The organism is Streptococcus cristatus, from assembly GCF_003943465.1.
Lineage (GTDB): Bacteria > Bacillota > Bacilli > Lactobacillales > Streptococcaceae > Streptococcus > Streptococcus cristatus_C.
This window is the reverse complement of sequence record NZ_RJPR01000003.1, coordinates 1-22723: the sequence shown is the minus strand read 5'-3', so window position 1 is coordinate 22723 and position 22723 is coordinate 1. Positions and strand designations below refer to the sequence as shown.

Genomic DNA, 22723 nt, shown 5'->3' with positions numbered 1-22723 from the left:
AATTTGCATCGTACTTCTCCTTTCTTAGTTTATAAAAGCAGTTAATAATCCCAAGATGCCTGCAAGACATCAAAAGTAGCATTCATCTTCTGGGTCCATTCTTGCAAGTTGGGAAAATTGTCTCTCAAAGAAAATCCAATGACTTCTTCACGTAAATTCCACCAATCTACAAGAGCAACTACTTGGATTGTTGCAATATTTAAAGAAAGTCCCTGCTCAGTAGCCAGTTTCTCTAATAAGGCCAAACTCCGGACATTTCTCTCTTCAATTTGCTGATGTCTGTCTTTCCACCAATGCTCTTTTTCATGAAAAATTTTTTCCGCAACCATCGGCATTGTGTTTTCCAAAATTCCTTCAGCAACGGACAGTATGTTTAAAACGTGCCACTTCTCCATTCCATTAGGAAAAAGCGGAGTTTCCTGACCTAGCTCGTCTAAATATTGGGAAATTAAATCACTACCATACAACCATTCTCCATTGGAAGCTTGAAAAGCAGGAATTCTACCCAAAGGATTATCTTGATTATGCGGTGAATTTTTGTCGAAAGCCACCTGAACTTTCTGAATATCCACTTGCTCCTCTAAATGATGGTGTAAAATTATAGCATAGACTTTACGCGCAAAAGGACTGGTACTAGAATACCATAATTTCATTACTATTCCTCCTTCTTTTTCTTAAGAGGCAGGCAATCAACTATTTGTACTCTTGAAATATTTTCAGCAAAAAGAAGACCCTACCAATTTCTCAGCAGGGTTGTTTGCATGTCAGGTTATTCGCTTCATTGTTTTAAACACAGATAAAACAAGCATTCACCGTTCAAGCTTTAACTCCATAAGGCGATGAAATGAGCTTAGTCTTGACCTTTGCGATCAGGACTGTTGACCAACGAGTAGTGTCTCCACTGCTTTGCGGTAGTCATCCGTATCCTTATGGTAGCCTCACCTACCGATTGACACTATTACTATACTCCTCTTTAGAAAGATTGTCAATAAAGAGAGCTATTTTTATTTTATTTTGGTAAAACTTCCGCAATCCGTCGACAAATCTCTTTGATCATAGTCTTCGGCGCAGCTGTATTGAGACGGGCATGCCCTTTGCCTTCTTGGCCAAAATCACTTCCCCGATTCAGGACAACCTTAGCCTCTTCTCGAAGCAAGTGGAAGAGCTGATCATCTGTCAGTCCATAATCTGAAAAGTCCAGCCAAACCAGATAAGTCCCTTGAGGCTTCATGACCCGCAGACGTGGCGCTTCCTTAGCAAAATAATTGACAACAAAATCAATATTTTCTTCTAAGACAGCCTTGAGCTCAGTCAACCAAGCTTTGCCATAGCGATAGGCAGCTTCTGTCGCTAGAAAACCAAGACCCGAAATTTCATGCTGATTATTGGCCAGTTGGCGCTTTTGAAACTTTTGTCGCAAGCTAGGATTCTCAATCACAGCATAGGAATTTTTAGTTCCAGCAATATTAAAAGTTTTAGTCGCACTGGCTAGAATCAGGCTAAAGTCCTTAAAGTCAGGTGAAACAGTATTGAAAGACTGGTGTTTATGTCCAAACAGCGTCAAGTCTTGGTGAATCTCATCTGAAACCACGAGAACGTCGTACTTTTGGCAGAGACGGCCAATTTTCTCTAAAACGTCCTCTTCCCAAACTCGACCGCCAGGATTGTGCGGATTGCAAAGCACGTAAATCTTGACTTCATTGTCTACGATGTCCCGCTCCAGCTGTTCAAAGTCAATCTGAAAAAGACCGTCCTGTTCTATTAAGGAATTAGTAATCAACCGACGATTATTAAGCTTGACACTGCGGGCAAAAGGAGGGTATACAGGAGTGTTGATTAGAACGGCATCACCTTCCTTGGTAAAGGCTTGGATAGCCGTCGAAATAGCAGGGACAACTCCCTCGATAAAGACCAATGCCTCCTTGTCAAAGGTATAGCCATGCTCATCCCGCTCCCAAGATAGAACGGTATTGATCAACTCCTCACTAGCATAGGTATAGCCATAGACTAACTGATCAGCGTAATCATGCACTGTTTGCTTGATTTCAGGCAAGACTTCAAAATCCATGTCCGCAATCCAGGCTGACAGGACTTGACTGTCTTTCTCCGCCTCTTTCCATTTATAAGTATGCTGACCAATCCGATTGGGCGCTGTTTCAAAGTTATAACTTCCCATATTAGTCCTCCAAGGCTGCTTGTAAATCGTCTACCAAATCTCGACTATCTTCGATCCCAATTGACAGGCGCAGCAAATCATCAGTCAAGCCATAGGAATGACGCACTTCAGCAGGAATGTCTGCATGAGTCTGGGTTGTCGGATAGGTAATCAAACTCTCTACTCCACCTAAACTTTCTGCAAAGGTAAAGACTTTCAGGCTATTTAAGAGATGAGGAATCTTGCTTTCATCGACAACTTTAAAGGAAATCATGCCGCCCTTACCTGGATAGAGAACTTCTTTTACTGCAGGAGATGACTTCAGAAATGCAACTACTTCTTGCGCATTCTGAGTAGAGCGCTCCATGCGGAGAGCCAAGGTCTTGAGACCACGCAAAAGCAGATAGCTGTCAAATGGAGACAGGACTGCTCCAGTTGTATTGAGATTATAGAAAAGCTTGTCATAGATGGCAGTATCATTGGTCATGACAGCTCCAGCCAAGACATCATTGTGCCCGCCCAGATACTTGGTCGCAGAGTGTAGGACAAGGTCGGCTCCATCCTCCAGCGGTCTTTGGTAAATCGGACTGTAGAAGGTATTGTCCACAATGACAGCTGCTCCTCGCTCATGAGCCGCTTGGGAAATGCGGGCAATGTCAAACTCTACCATGAGAGGATTGGTCGGTGTCTCGATATAGACAATATCTATATCCTCTGTCAGATTATTGAGTAGTTCTTCTTCTGTATTGGCATAGGTAAAGGCAAAGCGTCCTTCCGCTTCGACCTGAGCAAACCAGCGGAAAGAGCCACCATAAAGATCTCGAACAGCCAAAACCTTACTGCCGACTGGAAAGGCACTAAAGGCCAGCACAATAGCCGACATACCAGAGCTAGTCGCTAGGGCATAATCTGCACTTTCGATAGCAGCTAGAGTCTCTTCCAAGCTAGCCCGCGTTGGATTCTTGGTTCGAGTATAGTCATAACCTGTGGACTGGCCAAACTCTGGATGCTGATAAGTCGTTGAAAAATGCAAGGGGGTTGTTAAGGAACCCGTTGTTGTATCTGTTTTCACTCCCGCTTGAGCCAACAAGGTATTTAATTTCCGTTCTCTCTCCATTTAACCGTTCCTCTTTTTTTAAAATATTCTACCTTTCTATTGTAACATCTTAAGAAAGTCTTGAGCTTTTTTCTTTTCAAGAGCTAGCTATAGTCTGAAACTATAGAGTAACAATCCAAAAAAAGAGTCGCTGAACAACTCTTCGTTTCTTATTTCATTCTTAATCGTTGGCGTAAACTATCTGCCTTTTGTCCGATAAAACGGTCTATGAGCCGAACTTTGAGAGACAGTACGATATAGACGAGCATTCCGACTCCTCCAACGGCAGCGACATAGATAAAGCTGTACATCCGATTAGTTGGCTGGAAGATGAAGCTTAGTAGATACTCGACAAGCAGAACCAAGATCACCATGGCAATTGTGAGAATCATACTCAACAGCAGGCGCTTCAAGAGATTCTTAGGATTCAAACCAACAACCTTGCGAATTTCTCTAAACATGAAGAAGATTGGCAGTAAAAGGCCGACAGTCGTTGAAATCAAGGGACCATAAGCATGGAAGAGATTGATCATCGGCACCTGCAGACTAAGCTTGACAAGAACTCCATAAAAGAAGTAGAGAATGGCCTTCTTATTTTGGAACAGAGCTTGAATCATCGGAGCGAGAACTGTATAGGTGCTGAGAATGATCGTCTGCAACATAGCGCAGATGAAGAGCCCCAGTGCTAGACTATCTGGCTTACCATAGAAAACGGTATAGAGCGGACTAGCCACCAGAACTGCTCCCACTGTTGACGGAAAGATAAAGAAGAGCAACATACTAAGATTATCTTGCACTAGGCGAGCAGCCGAGCGAAAGTCACCCTTGACATAATTTTCAGTCAAGAGAGGAATCCCGACACCACCGATAGAAGTTGCCACCGCAATTAAAATCATGGTGATTTTATTCGGATTAGCTGAGAAATAGGCGAATTGCACTAGGAGCTCTGATTTCGTATAATCGCTAATCTGGGTCATAATGTTGATAAAGGTCGCCTGGTCAATAATCTGGAAAAGCTGAATAGCTGAGCCTGTAATGATGAAGGGAATGGCTTCTCGTATCGTATCCCAGAGGAGAGAACGGCCACTAATTCCCGCAGATTTTTTAGGCTTTCTCAGGATAGAGCGCAGCATACCCGTTTTTGCTAGATAGAAAAGTAAGACGAGCATACTTGCCAGCATCCCGACAAAGGCGGCAAAGGTAGACTGGGTCACAGCTTCAACATAGTCACCTGAACCGATTTTCATAATGAAATAAGCCGTCAGTAGCATCCAGATAACCCGAATAACCTGCTCCGAAATCTGGCTAATCGCATACGGTTTCAGATTATTAAATCCTTGGAAAAATCCCCGAATGACACTCATAGACGGAAAAATGAGCACGGCCCAAGACAAACTCTGCATGACTGGAATCAAGTCAGCCCCGCCACCAGACATTGAGGCAAAAACCGGTGCCATCAAGTACATGATGACTGCAAAGATCAATCCCAATACCAGCATGAACTTGAGGAACTCTCGGATGAGAGCAAAGCTGTGTTCCTCCTTGTCAATGGTATTATACTTGGCAACCTGCTTGGCCACAGCCACCGGCACTCCCGCTGTGGAAACCAAAAGGAACCAAGCATAGATATTGTAGCCCATGGTAAAAAGACCATTGGCCTCTGCTCCGTGCTGGCCCATCCAGATATACCAAGGGATGATATAAACAGCCCCAAGAAGGCGGCTGATAAAATTACTAGCAGTCAGCCAGGCAGTCCCTCTTAGCATTTTCTGCTGCTGGCTTGTTGTTTCTTGGCTCATAGAAAACCTCTTCTATTTGTTCTTCTTTTATTATAAACTTTTCCTTGCCTCTTGTAAAACATAGTCTTTCGGTTTACAATAGAGATATGATAAAAATTGAAACAATACTAGATATTTTAAAAAAAGACCAAAATTTTCGTGAAATCATCGCTGATGGAGACTACTACTTCAACTATCAGGGCTTAACCTTTGACAAAATTAGCTATGATAGTCGCAAGGCAGATAATAGAACCCTCTTTTTTGTCAAGGGCGAGCATTTCAAGCGGGAATTTTTAGAGAAGGCTGTAGCAGCTGGACTAGAGTTTTACCTGAGTGAGACTGACCTCGAAGTCGGCATTCCAGTGCTTCTGGTCAATGATATTAAACAAGCCATGAGCCTCATTGCTATGGAATTTTACGGTCACCCAGAGCAAAAACTTAAACTATTGGCCTTCACTGGTACCAAGGGCAAGACCACATCGGCTTATTTCGCTTTTAATATTTTAAAACAAAGCCACAAACCAGCCTTGCTTTCTACTATGAATACCACTCTGGACGGCAAAACTTTCTTTAAATCAACCCTGACCACTCCTGAAAGCTTAGACCTCTTTGAGATGATGGCTCAAGCTGTAGCCAATGGTCGAACCCATCTCATCATGGAAGTCTCCAGCCAAGCCTATCTTAAAAAGAGAGTCTACGGCCTAACTTTTGATGTGGGGGTCTTCCTCAATATCAGCCCTGACCATATCGGCCCGATTGAGCATCCAACTTTTGAAGACTACTTCTACCACAAACGACTCCTGATGGACAATAGCCGAGCTGTTGTCGTCAATAGTGGCATGGATCACTTTCAAGTTGTGGCTGAGCAAGTGGCCAACTATGACCACGACTTCTATGGAGCAGACTCCGCCAATAGCATCCAGCAATCGCAAGCCTTCTCTTTTGAAGCGCAAGGGAAGTTGGCTGGTTCCTACGATATCCAGCTGATTGGTCGCTTCAATCAAGAAAATGCCATTGCTGCTGGTCTAGCCTGCCTACGACTCGGAGCTTCTATGGAAGATATTCAAGCTGGTATTGCTCAGACACGAGTTCCGGGACGCATGGAGGTCTTGACCCAGTCAAACGGTGCCAAGGTTTTCGTGGACTATGCCCACAATGGCGACAGTTTGGCTAAGTTGCTGTCCGTCGTACAAGAGCATCAAAAAGGACAGACGGTACTTGTGCTAGGAGCCACTGGCAATAAGGGAGAAAGTCGACGCAAGGACTTTGGTCTCCTACTCAACCAACACCCTGAAATAAAAGTCATTTTAACAGCAGATGATCCAAATCGTGAAGATCCGATTGCTATCGCAAAAGAAATTGCTAGCTACATCTCCTTTGAAGTGGATATGATTGCTGACCGCGAAGAAGCTATCAAAAAAGCCCTCAGCCTAACCAATGCTAAAGGCGATGCAGTCATCCTTGCTGGTAAGGGAGCAGATGCCTACCAAATCATCAATGACCAAAAGGTTCCTTATCCCGGTGATTATGCACTGGCAGAAAAATACATATAAAAAGGGCTTTCGAGCCCTTTTTATTATCCATTCCACATCACTAAGACATAGAGCAAGCTGCTGCCTACCATATCCGCAAAGGCATGAGCCAAAAAGAAAGGCAGCAAGTTTTTAACCTTGTATTTATAAAAGAAATAATAGAACAGACCGAAGACCACGCCAATCAGAAAAGCAGAAACTAGCCCTTGATAGGTATGGACAGAAAAGCGAACCAGCGTTGAAAAGCCTAAAACCCACCATTTGCTCTCTTCTTTCACCGATGTGAGCAAGCCTAAGAAAAAGAATTCCTCATAAACACCATTGAAGAGAGAATAAAGAATAACGACAGGTCCCAGCGCAGCTAGTTTGCGACAAACTTCGACAAAGGTCCAGTCGATATGCTGCAAGATTTCTAAGTCAAAATAATTATAGGAACCGACTAAAGCTGCTATCACATCAGAAGTCAGACCAACAACCGCAAAAATCAAGGGCGCCCAAAGAATAGACCAAGACAAGCGTAGTTTCAGCTGTTTGAAATCATAATGACGAATTCCCAAATAGAGCAGAGCCAACACCAGCAGGAAAACTTGCAATTTCAAATTGCTCAGCAAGGCAAAATTTTCATCCTCTGGCCTAGGCACGATGGCTTGCCCCACAGAGCTGGACATCGTAAGCCAATTTATTGTTGAGGAATAAATAAATTGGCCAAACATAATAATTGCTAAAATCAGCATATCGAACCACCTAAGGTTCTCCAGTGGTTGCTCGGGATAGATTTTTTTTAACATTGTCATTCTAATTCCTTTCCCAAATTCTATATACTACTATAGCACAGAATATGGCAAAATGACAGGTGGGTCTGTCTAATTTTTCCCTCATTCTAAAAACTATCAGTCCAATTGGAACACTAGGCGTTCCTTGTCAAAGCTCGCCTTCAACTCATACTTGCCAGCCTCATTCTGACGAATGTAACCTAGAATCACCAGACTATCGACAAAAATATCTCGGCGCTTCTGCAGGAGCTCATCCTTACGGACATACTTGAGGAGGAAAGTCGTCATATACTTGAGGGCATACTCTGGATTCACATCTCCCAAGATAGCGTAAAGGGGCTTCTGCTCCTCAGACAGCGGATACTGTCGCTGCATTTTATAAAAATAATTGGACAAGGTCAGTTTATCTCTCTGAAAATCGGTCTTTTCCAGCAGAATAGCCGCATTAGTCTGATTAGCAAGCTGAGTCTCAAAGCTCAAATTCAACAATTCCAGATAGATCGGACTATCATCTCGAATAAAGATTTCCTGATTCAAAGATAGATTTTCAAGATTCTCCAAAAGCGGAACCTGCTGATAATAGCGCTTATTTTCCCGCCGAATATAGCCCGCCTTGATGCATTCCTCCATGAAGCGATCTAGATTGGGAAAGCCCGCAAACTCACGTTTGATTTCTCTCAAAATCACATCATTATGCTGATCCAGATAATTGATTAGTTTTTCAAATAAGGGCTGTCGTGTCAGCCGAGTCGGATTGATAATTTTAATCATGGAGCTCTCCTTTAAAAATGAGCTTGGCTGATTGAGCCAACTGACTGGGATTGGTTCCAGGCTGCCCTACGGGTACTGCTAAGCCCAAGTCCTCATAATAAGCCTGCCAAAACGCAGAAACCACATTTTCATCATCAGCAAACTGCATGGGAATGGTCTCAAAAATTGGCAAAATCTGAGCAATATATTCCGAGCAGTAAAATCCCTCGCTCTCAGCATAAAAACTAACATTATAAGGCTTTCCAAGATGGGACTTAGCTTCTTTAAAGACGCTGGCCGCATCTATCTCAGGATAAGCAAAGACATGATACATGTCCCCTTCCTCCAAAAGCTGGCTCAAGGGCTGATGGGCCACTCCCTTTTCCTGAGTTGCATGGTAAATCTCACCATCAAAAAAGATACCCACATGGCTATAGGAGCCCGTTGCTGTCCGAATCGCTGCTGCCATCTCGGATTTCCCAACTGTAAACAATAGATCACCATTTTGTAAATCTTGAATCTTCATTTCTCTCGTCTATCAAAAAAGGAGTCGAAACTCCTTTACATGTGCGGAAAACCAGTGTTTCCTATTTTGAGTTGCCACTCAGGAAATTAAGCGTTAAAGCTTTCAGTCAACTGAGGCACCACTTGTTTCTTACGCGAAACGGCACCAGCCAAGAAGGCATGGTTATTTTCAAGTTTGAAGTTAAAGGCTGCTTCGACCTTGTCCATGTTTGCGCCAATTGCAAGGATTTCTGAGTTTGAGTTTACGATGTCTGTAATCATCAAAACAAAGTCAGAATAACCATTTGCTGCAATAGCCGCTTGCATTGCTGCCTCGATTTCTGCTTGGCGTTCTAAAACTTCAGCAATATCTACAGTGTTGACTTGTGCTACACGGACATTGTTTCCGTTCAATTCAAAAGTCTTAGCATCAATGTCAATCAATTCTTCTGCAGACTTGCTTGCCAAGTTTGTACCAGCCTTCAGCATAGCGAGACCGTATTCTTCCAAGTTCACACCTGCTAACTCAGCCAACTCAGGAGCAATATCCTTATCACTTGGGTGTGTCGTTGGAGATTTCAAGAGAAGTGTATCTGAAATCAAACCAGATAACATCAAACCAGCAAGCTCTTTAGGAACTGCCACACCGTGTTCTTTAAACATACGATAGACGATAGAAGACGCTGACCCAACAGGTTCCAAACGCATGTAAAGTGGGCTTGCAGTTTCAAAGTTAGCTACACGGTGGTGGTCCACTACGCCATAAACTTCCACTTCAGCAATATCTGAAACAGATTGTTGGAATTCGTTGTGGTCAGTCAAGATAACTTGCTCTGCACCTTCCGCTTTAGCAGATGTGATCACGCGGGGTGCTTCTACACCAAAATAGTTCAATACAAAAGCTGTTTCTTCATTTGGAGTCCCAAGAGCTACTGCTTCTGTATCCAAACCGTAAGCTGTCTTTGCAAGATAAGCAAAGGCTACAGATGACCCGATGGCATCTGAGTCTGGATTTTGGTGACCAAATACTAGAATCTTAGACATGATAATACCTCTTTGTTTTTAATAATATTTATTCCACTTATTTTACCACAATTATAGGTATTTCACAAAAGGAGAAGGATATTTTCTTGAGAAAAATTGTAGCTTTGCGATAGAGGGCTGAGCTGAACCTTCAAAATAATCATCCAACCTTAACCGTCGATATAAGTATCATCTCTTATGAAAGTCCCCCAGAAGAAATGCTTGCCTTATCATTTTTAATTCCTGTGAAAGGATTTTTTCCTAAAAAACAGCCCTATCATAAGATAGGACTGAAAACTTTATCAATTTAGCGATAGAGGCGATCGTCACTACTATTTAAGTGACTGTCTCTTCTCCCGTTTAGCCAATAGAGGCAAGATGACGCCTAAACTAATCAAGACAATCGGTGTCAAGATATTTGTCATCAGAGAGAAGCGCCAACCAGCTGGATCAACTGCATAATCTACTTTGGGAACCATACCTAAAATACAAGCAAAAGCTGTGAAAAGGAAGCACCAAGCTCCGATGATAAAGCCAAATTTTGGATTTTTAGTAAGTTTATATTCCGCATCCTTGTATTTCTTCCAAGCTTTATTGAGCAACATATAAGCCACGAATACCCAAAGATAACGCATTGGCATAACAATAGAGTTAAGATTGGTCATCCATTTAACCAGACCGTCAATTTCCTTGATTCCAAAGATTGGTAGGACAATCAGGAAGCTTACCAAAATCCCTGTCAGGATATAACCGTTAATCAGTACACCTTTTGATGTCCGCTTGCGTAGCCAGCTTGGAACAAATTCCTCATCGGCATTATTGAGCAAGATTTGTAGAGGCGCGTCAATTGAGAAGGCCAAGGCCGCAATCTGTCCGACCATATTAGTCAGGGCATAGATGACTACCAGTACATTACCTACACCCCAGTAATTACCCAGCATTTGGAAGGCTTGATAAGCACCGTTGCGCATCAAATCTTCAGGAATATTGCTACCGTCAAAGAGCATACCCATGGCTAGAGAGCCTAGAATAGCAGATGCACCAACCATGATAGCCATGATAATCATGCCCTTTGGAAATTCCTTGGCTGGATTGCGAGTTTGGTTAACGTAAGGCGAAATTTTCTCAGCCCCACCGACTGCAAAGACTAAGAGCGAGATAGTCGTAAAGTATGAAAAATCAAAATTAGGAATGTAAGTACTAAGCTTGTCCATATTAGCCGTTGCGAACTGCATATCCGGCTTGATAAAAGGCGCACCGACCGCTAAGAGAACAAAGAGGAAGGACATAATCAGCATCGCACTTCCAGCCAAGCCCCCAATCACTTTAAGTGTAGACAGCCCCTTGGTGGATAAGTAGAGAAAGGCACCGAAAATCAGCAAACTAAGAATAACAATCCAGTGAATATCAAGACTGCTCAAAAAATCGCCATTTCCTTGGATAGCCCATCCTAAAGGAATCAGAACTCCCTGTGGCTTTTGAGCCAAGTAGGGAATATGCACCACCCAGTAAGTCCAAGCCGCAAAATAAGCCAAGCGCTTGGTAGAGGTTTTCTCCACCCAGTCACTGACACCGCCTCCGCTCTCCTTAAAAGTCGAGCCTAGCTGCCCCACGATGAGGGCATAGGGAATAAAGTAAATAGCCAGGATAAGAATCCAAGAAACAACGACTGAAATCCCTTGTTGAGAGTAGTTGTTGACCACATTTCCCAGACCCCAAACCATATTAAAGGCAATCAGGGACACCATCAGCCAAGTCAGCTGGTTCTGATCTTTTTTCATCATTCATCTCCTTTGAATATAAAATAAATTGCTCCATAAAATTATACCATGTTTTTACATTTTTTGTAACCGTCTTCAGTATATTTTGTCCAAAAAAAGAGCTACCCATAGGTAGCTCAAGTTCAATTCTTAAAGTGAGTTCACGTCAACCTTGATACCAACACCTTGAGTAGTTGTGATTGTCAAGTTTGTTACGTAAGTTCCCTTAGCTGTAGCTGGTTTTGCTTTTTGGATTGTTTCGTTGAAAGCTTTGAAGTTTTCAACCAATTTTTCAGCTTCAAATGATACTTTACCGATGATTGCTTGAACGTTACCAGCACGGTCAGCACGGTAAGTGATCTTACCACCTTTAGACTCTTCAACTGCTTTAGCAACATCCATTGTTACAGTACCAGTTTTAGGGTTTGGCATCAAGTTACGTGGTCCAAGGACACGTCCAAGACGTCCAACAAGAGCCATCATGTCAGGTGTAGCGATAACTACATCGAAGTCCAACCAACCGTCGTTGATTTTCGCAACAAGGTCATCTTCACCAACAAAGTCTGCACCAGCAGCTTTTGCCTCTTCAGCTTTTGCACCACGTGCAAAAACAAGAACGCGTGAAGTTTTACCAGTACCGTTTGGCAATACCATTGCGCCACGGATTTGTTGGTCAGCTTTTTTAACGTCGATGTTCAAGTTGTAAGCAACTTCTACAGTTGCGTCAAATTTTGCAAAGTTAGTTTCTTTTGCAAGTGCTACAGCTTCTTCTACACTGTATGCTTTTGTGCTGTCGATTTTCTCAAGAGCAGCACGAAGTTGTTTGCTTTTTTTAGCCATTTTCTATTCTCCTTGTAAGTGGTTCAATCGATTTTCATCTCCCACGTCACTCCTCGAAATGATGAAGTCTTGCGGGTTATATTGGGGGTGTTATTGATTAGTCAACAACAGTGAATCCCATAGAACGAGCAGTACCTTCGATCATACGCATTGCAGACTCAATGTTTGCTGCGTTCAAATCTGGCATCTTAGTTTCTGCAATTTCTTGTACTTGTGCACGAGTAACTGTAGCAACTTTCGTTTTGTTAGGTGTACCTGATCCTTTTTCAACACCTGCAGCTTTTTTCAAAAGAACAGCAGCTGGTGGTGTCTTAGTCACGAAAGTAAATGATTTGTCTTCGTATACTGAGATAACAACTGGAATGATCATACCAGCTTGGTCAGCTGTACGAGCGTTGAACTCTTTTGTGAATCCCATGATGTTGATACCAGCTTGACCAAGAGCAGGTCCAACCGGTGGAGCTGGAGTAGCTTTACCAGCAGGGATTTGCAATTTTACAAGTTTTTCGACTTTTTTAGCCATTTTTAAATCCTCCTTTGTGGTTTTGGCGGTAATTAGAGATTTTTACCTCCCACAAGTATGCTTTTTGCATACTTTTCTATTATACACTAATCTTTTCAAAATGCAAGAAAAATTCTTATATTTTCTCATTTTTATGGTAAAATGGTTACATGGTATTATTAAAAATTGCTTCTGTATTATTTATCTTTTTAACACTCATCTTATCGATTATCGCGGTGAAGGTCTTCAGGCTAAGAAAATTTGGCTTGAATTTTGCAGATTTGGCTTTCCCTTTTTTTGCTATAGAGTTGTATATCATTTCAGACAAGGCCTTCTACCACAGTCTTTTACCCCACCTATTATTAGTATTGTCTGGCCTAGCTATCGCCATCACAACTTATTTTCTTAGGAAAAAACGGAGTTTCTACTATCCCAAGTTCTTTAAATTTTTCTGGCGGGCTGGTTTTATCTTGATCTTCTTTATGTACCTAGCCATGGTCATCGCTCTCTTTTTATAAATGTAAAACACAACCCATCGGGCAAAGCCGATGGGTTTTCATATGCAAATCTTATGAGTCATTCTTCTGTTGAGAAACAAAGCCCTCCGATTCTCCTAGTTTTATTCATGAATCTCTAGAGGTAGGCCATCCGGATCAAAGAAGAAAGCCATCTTACGGCCGTCAAAGTCGTCATAGCGCAGCTCGGTATGGGGAATCTCCAATCGGTCAAACTCCACTAGCATTTCTTCGACATTTGTCACTCGGAAAGCCAGATGCCGCAACCCAGTATGCTCTGGTGCAGGAAGGGCTGGCCGCTTGGGAGCTTCTTCCTTGATGAAAATTTCCAGCGTCAGATTTCCTTTGCGGACATTAAAGAGAATGTCCTGCTTGTCGGGTCGATGGTGCTCATCCAGCATGTCAAAGCCCAGCTTTTCCACATAAAAATCCTTAGTCTTGTCATAATCATGGCCAATAATCGCAATATGGTGAATGCTATCTAGTTTCATAACTTTTTCCTTTCATTCTTCAGTAGAGAAAATCTGCCGGCTAACTGCTGGCAGATTTGCTTTTACAGGATATTATTCTTGTTAACCAACTGCTCGGGAAAATGTTTAACTTGTCTGCAACACTTTTCTCGGCTTCGTTCCTTCGGCTGGTCCGATAACGCCTGCTGCTTCCAATTCTTCCATGAGACGAGTGGCCCGATTAAAGCCGACCGAGAGTCGCCGCTGGATCATCGAAGCGCTAGCTTTCTGTGTCTCAATGACCAAGGCCTTGGCTTCCTCAAAGAGAGGATCGCCTTCATCATCGCCCCCGCCAGTATCCAAATCACTTTCAGATACTTCGCCTGGATCAAAACTATCGTCATAATCAGCTTCTGCTTGATTCTTGACAAAAGCTACGATGCGCTCCACGTCCTCATCTGAGATGAAGGAGCCCTGCAAACGGACTGGGTGGTTTTCATCAATCGGCTTAAAGAGCATATCACCACGCCCCAATAGCTTTTCCGCTCCATTTTCATCTAGAATAGTCCGGCTGTCTGTCCCGCTGGACACAGCAAAGGCAATCCGAGAGGGTACATTGGCCTTAATCAGACCCGAGATAACATCTACAGATGGCCGCTGGGTAGCCAGAATCATGTGAATCCCAGCCGCACGCGCTTTTTGTCCCAGACGTATAATAGCGTCTTCCACTTCCTTGCTGGCCACCATCATGAGGTCAGCCAGCTCGTCCACGATGACGACGATTAAAGGCAGGGGCACCTGCTTGTACTCAGATTGAGCATTGTACTCGGCTACCTTGGCATTATAGCCAGCAATGTTACGAGCACCGACCTTGGAAAAGAGTTCATAGCGATTTTCCATTTCGTCTACAACCTTCTGCAGGGCGCGGCTGGCCTTGCGAGGATTTGTTACGACTGGGATAAGCAAGTGGGGAATGTCATTATAAACAGACAGCTCCACCATCTTAGGATCCACCATCATAAACTTGACTTCATCCGGTCTGGCTTTCATGAGAATGCTGGCGATAATGCCGTTGACGGCCACAGATTTACCAGAACCAGTAGAGCCCGCCACCAAGAGGTGAGGCATCTTAGCCAAGTCAAAAGAACGGACAGAGCCGTTGACAGCCTTCCCAAGTGGGATTTCTAGGAGCTTGCTGGCATCCGTTTTCGACTGTTCCCAGAGTTCTCGGAAAGTCACGGTCGCAATTTCAGAGTTAGGTACCTCAATCCCGACCAGGGATTTTCCAGGAATCGGCGCCTCAATCCGAACATCCTTAGCAGCTAAGGCTAAAGCCAGGTCATCAGCCAGATTGGAAATCCGATTGACCCGAACGCCGACAGCTGGCTTGACCTCGTACTTGGTAACAGAAGGTCCAATTTCAGCCCGCTCGACAGTAACCTTAATTCCAAAGCTAGCAAAGGTTTCTTCCAAAATCTTGATATTCTCTCGGACAATCCTCTTTTCCTTGGACTGATTTTTGGGCTTGTCAGGCGCAAAGAGATTGATGGTCGGTAATTTATAGTCTAGACTTTCTTTGGTCGTAAAATCTACCTCTACGTCCGCCTCTGCTTCTTCTATTTCCTCTTCTCGGCCAAAGTCCAGGGGCTCATGGGGATCATACTCCCCCTCTTCAGCATAGTCCGCCTCATCAAAGTCCATAGGCGAGTAAGACAAATCCTCATCATCTAAAATCTCTCCCGTTTGAGGATCCACTTCAGTTTCTGCCTGCTCTACCTCAATGGCTTGCATAGCTGCCTGTGCGGCTTTCTCCTCCCGCTCAAGGAAACGAAGCTGACGTTTTTCCTCCTCTTTTTCTCTCCAGTTTTGGAAAGTCACGCTAAATTTCTCAGCAAGATCATAAAGCGACCATGGACTCATGAGCAGGGCCCCCAGCAAAATCAGGAGCAGGCCAATGAAATAGGAGCCGATATTTGAAAAAAGAAAAGAAATCGGAGCATAAAGAGCCGCCCCAATCAGCCCACCACCAGCAAATGAGGACACTTTAAAGGCCAACAAATCTGTCAAGACTCGCGTAAGCGTTGTGGATAAAACCTGCCCTTTCAAATGCAAAACATGAACAAAATAGGCTTGAAAAATTAAGCTGAGTCCTAAGAAAAAGCTGATAAAGCCCGAAATCTTCCCCTCATGTTTGTGCAGCCACTTAAAGAAAAAGAGATAAAACAAGGCAGCTAGAATCGCCACATAAGCCAGACTCCCTACCAGAACCCGAATTAAGTTATAAATGGTGACTCCAAAAGCCCCCAGCTTCAAAGCAGCAAACAATAAAGCGATAGCCAAAACAAAGGTGACTATCATCCGTCGAATCGCTTTTTGTCTTTCTAATTCCGCTTTTGTCGGCCGTCTCGTAGTTCGACTGTTTTTTGTATTTTTCTTATTTGCCATAAATTTCATTATACCATATTTTAAGATCTTCTAAACAGAAAACTAGCTGCCTTTTGCAACTAGTTTCTGCCTTATTCTTCTGGCAAAATCACCCAGAAAATGAGGTAGGGAAGAAGTCCAATCCCATAAGCAAAAAAGGAAACTCCCCAGATAACACGGATAATGACCGGATCTATATTAAAATACCGAGCTAGCCCGGAGCAAACTCCTGCAATGATTTTATCATCAGCACTTTTTGTTAAACGTCTTGCCATAATCAAACTCCCTTCAACTACATTACAAGTTTTTGTTAGATTAAACGAACGATTCTTATCTTATTCTACCATAATTTTCCCTAAAATAATTTTCGAAGGTTCATCATCGTCCTCAAAATTTCCGATCCTTTCTTCACTCGAGAAAAGTTTCTGGACATACCCTAGTATAAAACTCGAGAACGAACCAACCAAGAGAATGTTAAGGGAAACAGCCATTACAAAATTTGCTCCCCAAGCTCNCAAATAACGTTCCATTTACAAGGATGCGCCCTAATATTTTGTCAGCGCTTATGATGATCTTTCAAAAAACGAAAGACCAGTTCTTTTACCAAGGGGCCTACTAAAAGAACATCTATTAGAAAGACCGTTATAAAACCAGATGAACAAGATAGCTTCCTTAAAATTTATAGGCACAAGTGCTCCATTTCTGAAGTATAACATTCATTCTAGCATATATATTTTTATAGAAAGCGGAAATTTCAAGAAAGTGTTTCTATAGCTCAGATTGGTAATCTTTATCTATTTTTGCTAGACTATTTAGAAGAAAACAGCAGAAAGGAGAAGAGTATGCGAGCAGGTGTGATTGTCTACAATCCTTTCTTAGACAAGATTTTGCTGATTCACCGCTGGAAGAATGGACAAGAGTATTTGGTAATTCCCGGTGGGACTATCAAACTTGGAGAAGGACCTTTAGAAACCGCCTTACGGGAAATGAAAGAAGAAGTCAATCTTAACTTTTCTGCTGACCAGCTGCACACAGCTTTTTCCTTTAACAATCAGGGAGAAGAGGAGTATTATTTTTACACCAGTCTAAGTACGGATGAGACTCCACTCATGCAGGGCGAGGAGCTCGAGCGCAGTGGTCCCCAAAACATTTACCAGCCCGAATGGGTCAGCTTGCAAGAACTTTACAACCACAATTTGCGTCCAGAAAGCCTCAAATCCCTGCTCTTGGAATTTCTGACGCAGGAAAGTTTGAAAAACTAAAGCACTTATAGTAAAATAGCAATAGTTCATAAACTTATGCATAGAAAGGTTATTTATGAAAAAAATCATTCTTTTTAGTCTTTTATCTGCACTTGCTCTGACAGGCTGCTCCACTAAAGAAGATTCTACTACCAAGTCCTCCAGCGCTCCTAAGCAGTCTTCTGCTACCGATACCAGCTCTGAGGCAGCTGAAGTTCAAAAACTCCGTGAACAATACAAGGATGCCATGACCAATGAAAATGCCAACTTCCCACAACTATCTACAGAAGTTGCCGAAGATGAGGCTGAAGTCAAGATTATCACAACACAAGGAGACATTCGCCTCAAGCTGTTTCCTAAATACGCTCCTTTAGCTGTCGAAAATTTTCTGACACATGCAAAGGAAGGCTATTATAACGGGGTGATTTTCCACCGCGTTATCAATGACTTCATGATTCAGACCGGCGATCCTAAAGGAGATGGCACAGGTGGCGAATCCATTTGGAAAGGCAAGAATGAGTCTATTGACTCAGGAAATGGCTTCAAGAATGAATATTCTCCTTACCTCTACAACTTGCGCGGCGCACTAGCCATGGCCAATGCTGGAAAAGACACCAACGGCAGTCAATTTTTCATCAACCAAAGCAAGAAAGACTTATCCAAACAATTACCGACCGATACTTTCCCTGCTAAAATCATTGAAGCTTACAAAAACGGCGGAAATCCAAGCCTTGACGGCGGTTATACCGTCTTTGGTCAAGTCATTGAAGGCATGGACGTAGTAGATAAAATTGCTGCCACAGAAACTGGCGATAAAGATAAACCCAAAACAGATATTAAAATCGAAAAGATTGAAATTATAAAAGAATAGGAAAAAGTCAACTCGAGCTCTGCTCATCTTATGAGTTAGGTCTTAGTGTCAACAAAACAAAAAACCAGTCCCCAAAAAACGAGGACTGGTTTTACTATGCATTTTTCTAATCATCCAGCAGCTCAACTCCACTTTTAAAGTGAGATATGTAGCTTCTAACTTTTGAGAATAAGGTAGATGCTGAGTCTGCAATTAGATTTTACTGGACATAATTACCACCTGTAAAATGATAATACTCTTCCAGTGTGAGACCAGATTCGGAAATTTCCTTGGCCTCTTTTCCTACATAGCGTAGATGCCAACTTTCAGGCACATAGCCAGTAGACCCCTCCTTGCCAACAGGATAGCGTACTACAAAACCATATTTATAGGCATTGTCCAAGAGCCACTGACTAGCTCCAGCTTCTTCAACCAGATTGCCGCTACTATCAATCAGATCAAATGCTAAACCAGTTTGGTGCTCGCTATAGCCTGGTCTTGCCGAATAGCGATCAGCCGCAGCTAGTCCATCTCGATTCACATAACTTTGATAAAGGCCGACCTGAGTTTGATAACTACGAAAGCCACTATATTGGTTGCTGATAGGATAACCTTTGGACTGCATATCTGCGATTAACTTAAGTAGTTCTGCTTTAGCAGTCGGATTCTCACCTGGATTGTAGTCAGCTGATAATGGATAGTGTTTATTGGCGATGACTATTTCGTCATATTTACCTTGAACGCTATAGTAGCTTCCGTTGTAAGAAACATTTTTATCAACAGTTACGTCCTGTTTCTGCTCCTTCTTAGACTCCGTACCATCCGATTCACTCCTTGTATCTTGGCTAGATGACCGATCTTTTTCAGCCTCTTTTTTTTCAACAGATACATTTGAGCTACTTGCCTGCTTGTTTGTATTACTTACAGTCTTGTCTTTGGCTGCTGAGCAAGCACTTAAAAGCAAGACTGCCATTGCTAGAAAAATAAGTTTATTATATTTCATTGTATTCCACTAACTTTCTGAAACTTCAATATTGTAGATTGCAAAGGAATTTCCGGTCGGCTTCAAATAGTAAGTTTTATTTTTTCTATTGACACTATTTGGAGTACTATCAATATAGTGAACTGTATAGTCTTCATAAGTCGTCACAATATAGGAGCCGTTCTCCTCTCTCACTTCACGGATATCCAAAGCTCCTGGATCGTAATAATCAATTTTCGCCTTCTTGACACCACCACCTGTAGTCCACTCAACCATCTCTTTGTATGCTGGACTAGAAGTGTCATAATATTGAGCATAATAATTAGAACGATTAGAGACCGATCTGAAAACAGCCGTGCGATATTCACTAAGGAAATTGGTGATTTTTGCCTTGTTAGCTTCTACCTTTTTAGCTTCTTCGTCCTTTTCTTTGATCTTATCTGTCACTTCTTTAGGTAAAGATAAAGCAACATCAAGCGTGTCTCCTTTGACAACAATGCTCTCCTTGTTGGTTACAAAAGTGTTACCAGCAACAATAAACTTAGCATAAACTTCCAGTTCTTGATGCGGTACAACTTGAATATCTGTTTCCAAGCTACTACCAATTTCCTTGCCATTTACAACAATTTTAAGGTCTGTTGCATTTGAAGCTTCTGCTGGCATAGTAACTTTCAATCGTTTCTTTTCAGACTTAAGATCCAATTTAATTTCATTATTCTTAGCAGTGGCTAAATCAAGCTGAATCTTACTCTCAATCTCTCCAACTTCCGTCTTACCTTTCAGGGTAAATTCCTGCTTGATAAAATGATATTTGCCAATATTCGTTTCAGCATTCTTATTTAACAGAATGCTTTTTTTATCGCCAGCTTTGATGCTCGCATTTTCTAAGTTCGTGTTAACCTTCACCTCTACTGGATAGGCCACTATTTGATATTCCTGAAAAATCCCAAATTTCTTGCTTTTTTCAGTTACACCTAAAAGTTTATTCTGATTGTCATCAATATAGGCTGATTTTCCCTTTGACTTAGCAATGTTGTCCAACTCGGTCTCAATATTGATTTCTTGACTCTCTAAGTGCTCGACCAAAGCCCTCGCGTCTGCACGTGTCCACTTATCTGAGTTAGAAGAAAGTAGGTTTGCGATTCCATCATAATCCTTTTTAGTAACCGCTTTTGCAAAATCATCCGTAACAACTTTCACACCTGTCACCGAGCTCAAATAAAGAAAGGCTGCCACTAAAACAGAAAGTAGAATAAGAGGAAAAGCAATCAGCATGACTTTCTTCTTCGACATTCTTTTTTCTGCTTTTTTTATTGCTTTCTGTGGTAATTCCGATTCCAGTAATTCAGAGCGAATAGGTAGATTAAGAAAACCTTGATTTCGTGCTTCTAAAAATTCCTCTTTAGTCGGCTTTCTACCAATATTCGTCTCGAAAGCTTGCAGCCAATTCTCCCGTTGCTCTTGGTATTGATCCGATTCTGAAATCTCTTGCTTTTCTTCTTTAGGATAAGCCTCAACAGATTCTTCTTTGAGAAACTCTACAGCTGGCTCCTCTTGCCCCAAATTTTGTTCATGAGTCACCGAGCTTTGCTTCTCTTCAGCTGGCCCATCGTTACTTTGTCCTGCTGGAGCCGCAATAGAAATAATCTTTCTGGGATCAAAGTCAAAACGTTTTCCTTCTAAAAACTCATCTGCGCTTGGCTTTCTACCAATGACTTGCTCAAAAAGCTCAACCCATTTTTCTTTCGTTGCCATAAATCACCTCCCAGAACTTTACATCATCATAAGACTCATCAGTAATGAGAAAGCGATGAAAGTAAAGATAAATGTAATCACACCATTGACAATAATTGCCAGTAAATATTTATAAAAAGGATCCATTGACGTGCTAGATTTTGAATAAATCAAAGCAAAGGTTGCACCGACCCCAATTAACACTAAGCCAATCCATGCTAGGAAGAGGGAAACAGACATAATCCCAAGTAAGCTAAATAAAGCAGAAAGAGCCACAAAAGGTAAGATAATCGCATAGAGTCTGCCATACCAGTCAAATGCCTTATTAAAGCTAAAGCTTCCATCCTTATAGACCATGCGTTTTACAGCAAAGCCTCCTAAAATAATGGAGAAAAGAACGAGAGCAGCCGCTATCAGTGAGACTAAGAAAAGTCTAAAGTCAAAAGTCGGACCACTATAAAAGCCAAAACTCACCGAAGAAATAATATTATAAAAGTTATAATTCACCACGATAGCTGCAAAGAAAACAGTCAATCCTAGAGAAAGATAGCCATTTAATTTGCTACTTTCAACTTCTGAAGTTGGCGACTTCCAAGCAGAAACAAGCCAGGCCCAGAAACCTTTCATTGTTTTAGAAAATTCACTTGGTTGCGCCGGCTGTTGCTGACTATAGTAGGCCTGTGGACCTTGCTGGAAATTCTGCGTATTGAACTGGCCTTGCGGATTATTTTGATAAGCTTGCTGATTAAAGCCTTGCGAACCAGAAGATTGAGGCTGACTAACAAACTGGTTAGGTTGCCCACCATTTGGCTGTTGATAAGGATAGTCCTGCTGAGCAAACGATTGTGTTTGATTAGCAAAATGATTTTGGTTAGGCTGTTGCTGAGGAAGCTCTTGATATTGCTGCCCAGTTGGCTGAGAGAACGATCCTTGCCCATTCTGTTCCTGAAAACTATTTTGCGGCTGAGCATAATATTCACCGTTTGAAGCTCCTCCTTGTGCTGGAACAGAGTCTGATATGATTGAGCCAGTTTCACTTCCAACTTGATTCGTACTTGTCAGCTCAGGTTCCACAAATTCACCAGCCAGCAAAGCTTGAGCAATTTCTGCATCCGTTGCTGAACGACCATTCACAGCTTCAAAATATTCGAGCCAATCTTGCTTTAACATATAAAAATCTCCCATCAATAAATGATTATCCACATATTAGTATACAAAAAATCAGGTGAAAATTCAATCAAAGCAATAGGCACGCATAAATAGCAAAAAATATGAAGTAAGCCAAATACTTTAATCAAAAAGTAAAAAGACCACATCCTATATGGATACTGTCTAATTTACGAAAACTTATAAATTATAGAGACATTATGGAAAAGCAAAAAACCAGAATCCATAAAATATAAAAAACAACAGCATACAGCCGTTGTCTTCTATGAATTAGCATATCGGGAAGACAGGATTCGAACCTGCGACACCTTGGTCCCAAACCAAGTACTCTACCAAGCTGAGCTACTTCCCGATCATAAGTAAAAACGGAGTCATATGACCTCGTCTCCCTTCATGCACCCTAGAGGAGTCGAACCTCTAACCGCCTGATTCGTAGTCAGGTACTCTATCCAGTTGAGCTAAGGGTGCCCTGTCGCATATCCGCTATGCCGAGGACCGGAATCGAACCGGTACGATCGTTACCAATCGCAGGATTTTAAGTCCTGTGCGTCTGCCAGTTCCGCCACCCCGGCCTCAAAGCGAACGACGGGATTCGAACCCGCGACCCCCACCTTGGCAAGGTGGTGTTCTACCACTGAACTAGAACTA

Annotated in this window: 21 protein-coding genes, 4 tRNA genes and 1 riboswitch; of the genes, 4 read left to right on the top strand and 21 right to left on the bottom strand. The window is 42.3% G+C overall.

The features are described from left to right. Nucleotides 1-41: 41 nt before the first annotated feature. The 4 genes from D8793_RS04610 to D8793_RS04595 all read right to left on the bottom strand — a co-directional run bounded on the left by D8793_RS04610 (nucleotide 42) and on the right by D8793_RS04595 (nucleotide 5050). The gene (locus D8793_RS04610; RefSeq protein ID WP_125370953.1) at nucleotides 42-653 is read right to left on the bottom strand and encodes a glutathione S-transferase family protein; all 612 of its coding nucleotides are present in this window, start codon (nucleotides 651-653) and stop codon (nucleotides 42-44) included. A 148-nt stretch (nucleotides 654-801) separates the two neighbouring features. After that, nucleotides 802-957: riboswitch (M-box (ykoK) riboswitch) on the bottom strand. A 52-nt stretch (nucleotides 958-1009) separates the two neighbouring features. Continuing rightward, on the bottom strand, nucleotides 1010-2176 hold the full coding sequence (locus D8793_RS04605; RefSeq protein ID WP_125370952.1) for a MalY/PatB family protein: 1167 nt from the start codon (nucleotides 2174-2176) through the stop codon (nucleotides 1010-1012). A 1-nt stretch (nucleotide 2177) separates the two neighbouring features. Further along, entirely contained in the window at nucleotides 2178-3272 is a 1095-nt protein-coding gene (locus tag D8793_RS04600; protein WP_125370951.1) for a cystathionine gamma-synthase, read from the bottom strand. A gap of 149 nt (nucleotides 3273-3421) precedes the next feature. Continuing rightward, complete coding sequence (locus D8793_RS04595; RefSeq protein WP_061423211.1) at nucleotides 3422-5050, bottom strand: putative polysaccharide biosynthesis protein; 1629 nt, start codon at nucleotides 5048-5050, stop codon at nucleotides 3422-3424. An 86-nt stretch (nucleotides 5051-5136) separates the two neighbouring features. Here D8793_RS04595 and D8793_RS04590 point away from each other — a divergent pair, with 86 nt between their 5' ends. Further along, a complete protein-coding gene (locus D8793_RS04590) occupies nucleotides 5137-6582 on the top strand; it encodes a UDP-N-acetylmuramoyl-L-alanyl-D-glutamate--L-lysine ligase (protein ID WP_125370950.1) in 1446 nt (481 codons plus the stop codon). Nucleotides 6583-6605: 23 nt separating this feature from the next. On the opposite strand, the gene D8793_RS04585 is transcribed toward D8793_RS04590, so the two are convergent. The 7 genes from D8793_RS04585 to rplK form a co-directional block, all read right to left on the bottom strand. After that, the gene (locus tag D8793_RS04585) at nucleotides 6606-7355 is read right to left on the bottom strand and encodes a CPBP family intramembrane glutamic endopeptidase (RefSeq protein ID WP_125370949.1); all 750 of its coding nucleotides are present in this window, start codon (nucleotides 7353-7355) and stop codon (nucleotides 6606-6608) included. A 96-nt stretch (nucleotides 7356-7451) separates the two neighbouring features. Continuing rightward, complete coding sequence (locus D8793_RS04580; RefSeq protein WP_125370948.1) at nucleotides 7452-8105, bottom strand: DUF1803 domain-containing protein; 654 nt, start codon at nucleotides 8103-8105, stop codon at nucleotides 7452-7454. Beyond that, entirely contained in the window at nucleotides 8098-8610 is a 513-nt protein-coding gene (locus D8793_RS04575; RefSeq protein ID WP_125370947.1) for a YiiX/YebB-like N1pC/P60 family cysteine hydrolase, read from the bottom strand. The genes D8793_RS04580 and D8793_RS04575 overlap by 8 nt, the downstream gene beginning before the upstream one ends. A gap of 86 nt (nucleotides 8611-8696) precedes the next feature. Then, nucleotides 8697-9632 (bottom strand): manganese-dependent inorganic pyrophosphatase, encoded by a 936-nt coding sequence (locus tag D8793_RS04570; RefSeq protein WP_062004654.1) that lies wholly within the window; start codon nucleotides 9630-9632, stop codon nucleotides 8697-8699. 311 nt (nucleotides 9633-9943) lie between these two features. Then, nucleotides 9944-11392 (bottom strand): APC family permease, encoded by a 1449-nt coding sequence (locus D8793_RS04565; RefSeq protein WP_061910139.1) that lies wholly within the window; start codon nucleotides 11390-11392, stop codon nucleotides 9944-9946. A gap of 129 nt (nucleotides 11393-11521) precedes the next feature. Further along, entirely contained in the window at nucleotides 11522-12211 is a 690-nt protein-coding gene (gene rplA / locus D8793_RS04560) for a 50S ribosomal protein L1 (RefSeq protein WP_001085675.1), read from the bottom strand. Nucleotides 12212-12308: 97 nt separating this feature from the next. Beyond that, a complete protein-coding gene (gene rplK, locus D8793_RS04555; RefSeq protein ID WP_001085808.1) occupies nucleotides 12309-12734 on the bottom strand; it encodes a 50S ribosomal protein L11 in 426 nt (141 codons plus the stop codon). 149 nt (nucleotides 12735-12883) lie between these two features. On the opposite strand from rplK, the gene D8793_RS04550 reads away from it, so the two are divergent. Next, complete coding sequence (locus D8793_RS04550; RefSeq protein WP_125370946.1) at nucleotides 12884-13231, top strand: DUF3397 family protein; 348 nt, start codon at nucleotides 12884-12886, stop codon at nucleotides 13229-13231. 101 nt (nucleotides 13232-13332) lie between these two features. Here the strand turns inward: D8793_RS04550 and gloA2 are convergent, their stop codons facing one another. From gloA2 to D8793_RS04535, 3 genes are all read right to left on the bottom strand, one after another. Then, the gene (gene gloA2 / locus D8793_RS04545; protein ID WP_125370945.1) at nucleotides 13333-13719 is read right to left on the bottom strand and encodes an SMU1112c/YaeR family gloxylase I-like metalloprotein; all 387 of its coding nucleotides are present in this window, start codon (nucleotides 13717-13719) and stop codon (nucleotides 13333-13335) included. Nucleotides 13720-13824: 105 nt separating this feature from the next. Beyond that, nucleotides 13825-16122 carry a DNA translocase FtsK gene (locus tag D8793_RS04540; RefSeq protein ID WP_125370944.1) on the bottom strand — a complete coding sequence of 766 codons (2298 nt, stop codon included), beginning with the start codon at nucleotides 16120-16122 and terminating at the stop codon, nucleotides 13825-13827. Between the two features lie 71 nt (nucleotides 16123-16193). Then, nucleotides 16194-16376 (bottom strand): PspC domain-containing protein, encoded by a 183-nt coding sequence (locus D8793_RS04535; protein ID WP_125370943.1) that lies wholly within the window; start codon nucleotides 16374-16376, stop codon nucleotides 16194-16196. 567 nt (nucleotides 16377-16943) lie between these two features. Between D8793_RS04535 and D8793_RS04530 the strand changes: the two genes are divergently transcribed. Both D8793_RS04530 and D8793_RS04525 read left to right on the top strand, forming a co-directional pair. Continuing rightward, nucleotides 16944-17363: an NUDIX hydrolase gene (locus D8793_RS04530; protein WP_125370942.1), complete on the top strand. Its 420-nt coding sequence runs from the start codon at nucleotides 16944-16946 to the stop codon at nucleotides 17361-17363. Between the two features lie 55 nt (nucleotides 17364-17418). After that, nucleotides 17419-18213: a peptidylprolyl isomerase gene (locus tag D8793_RS04525; protein ID WP_125370941.1), complete on the top strand. Its 795-nt coding sequence runs from the start codon at nucleotides 17419-17421 to the stop codon at nucleotides 18211-18213. Nucleotides 18214-18412: 199 nt separating this feature from the next. Here the strand turns inward: D8793_RS04525 and ldcB are convergent, their stop codons facing one another. The 7 genes from ldcB to D8793_RS04490 form a co-directional block, all read right to left on the bottom strand. Further along, nucleotides 18413-19195 (bottom strand): LD-carboxypeptidase LdcB/DacB, encoded by a 783-nt coding sequence (ldcB, locus tag D8793_RS04520; protein WP_125370940.1) that lies wholly within the window; start codon nucleotides 19193-19195, stop codon nucleotides 18413-18415. 9 nt (nucleotides 19196-19204) lie between these two features. Further along, complete coding sequence (locus D8793_RS04515; RefSeq protein WP_125370939.1) at nucleotides 19205-20929, bottom strand: TcaA second domain-containing protein; 1725 nt, start codon at nucleotides 20927-20929, stop codon at nucleotides 19205-19207. Nucleotides 20930-20947: 18 nt separating this feature from the next. Further along, on the bottom strand, nucleotides 20948-22078 hold the full coding sequence (locus tag D8793_RS04510) for a DUF6574 domain-containing protein (protein ID WP_125370938.1): 1131 nt from the start codon (nucleotides 22076-22078) through the stop codon (nucleotides 20948-20950). A 275-nt stretch (nucleotides 22079-22353) separates the two neighbouring features. Then, a tRNA-Pro gene (locus tag D8793_RS04505) sits at nucleotides 22354-22427 on the bottom strand. A 42-nt stretch (nucleotides 22428-22469) separates the two neighbouring features. After that, nucleotides 22470-22543: transfer RNA gene (locus D8793_RS04500), tRNA-Arg, on the bottom strand. 18 nt (nucleotides 22544-22561) lie between these two features. Then, a tRNA-Leu gene (locus D8793_RS04495) sits at nucleotides 22562-22647 on the bottom strand. An 8-nt stretch (nucleotides 22648-22655) separates the two neighbouring features. After that, nucleotides 22656-22716: transfer RNA gene (locus D8793_RS04490), tRNA-Gly, on the bottom strand. Between the last annotated feature and the right edge of the window lie 7 nt (nucleotides 22717-22723).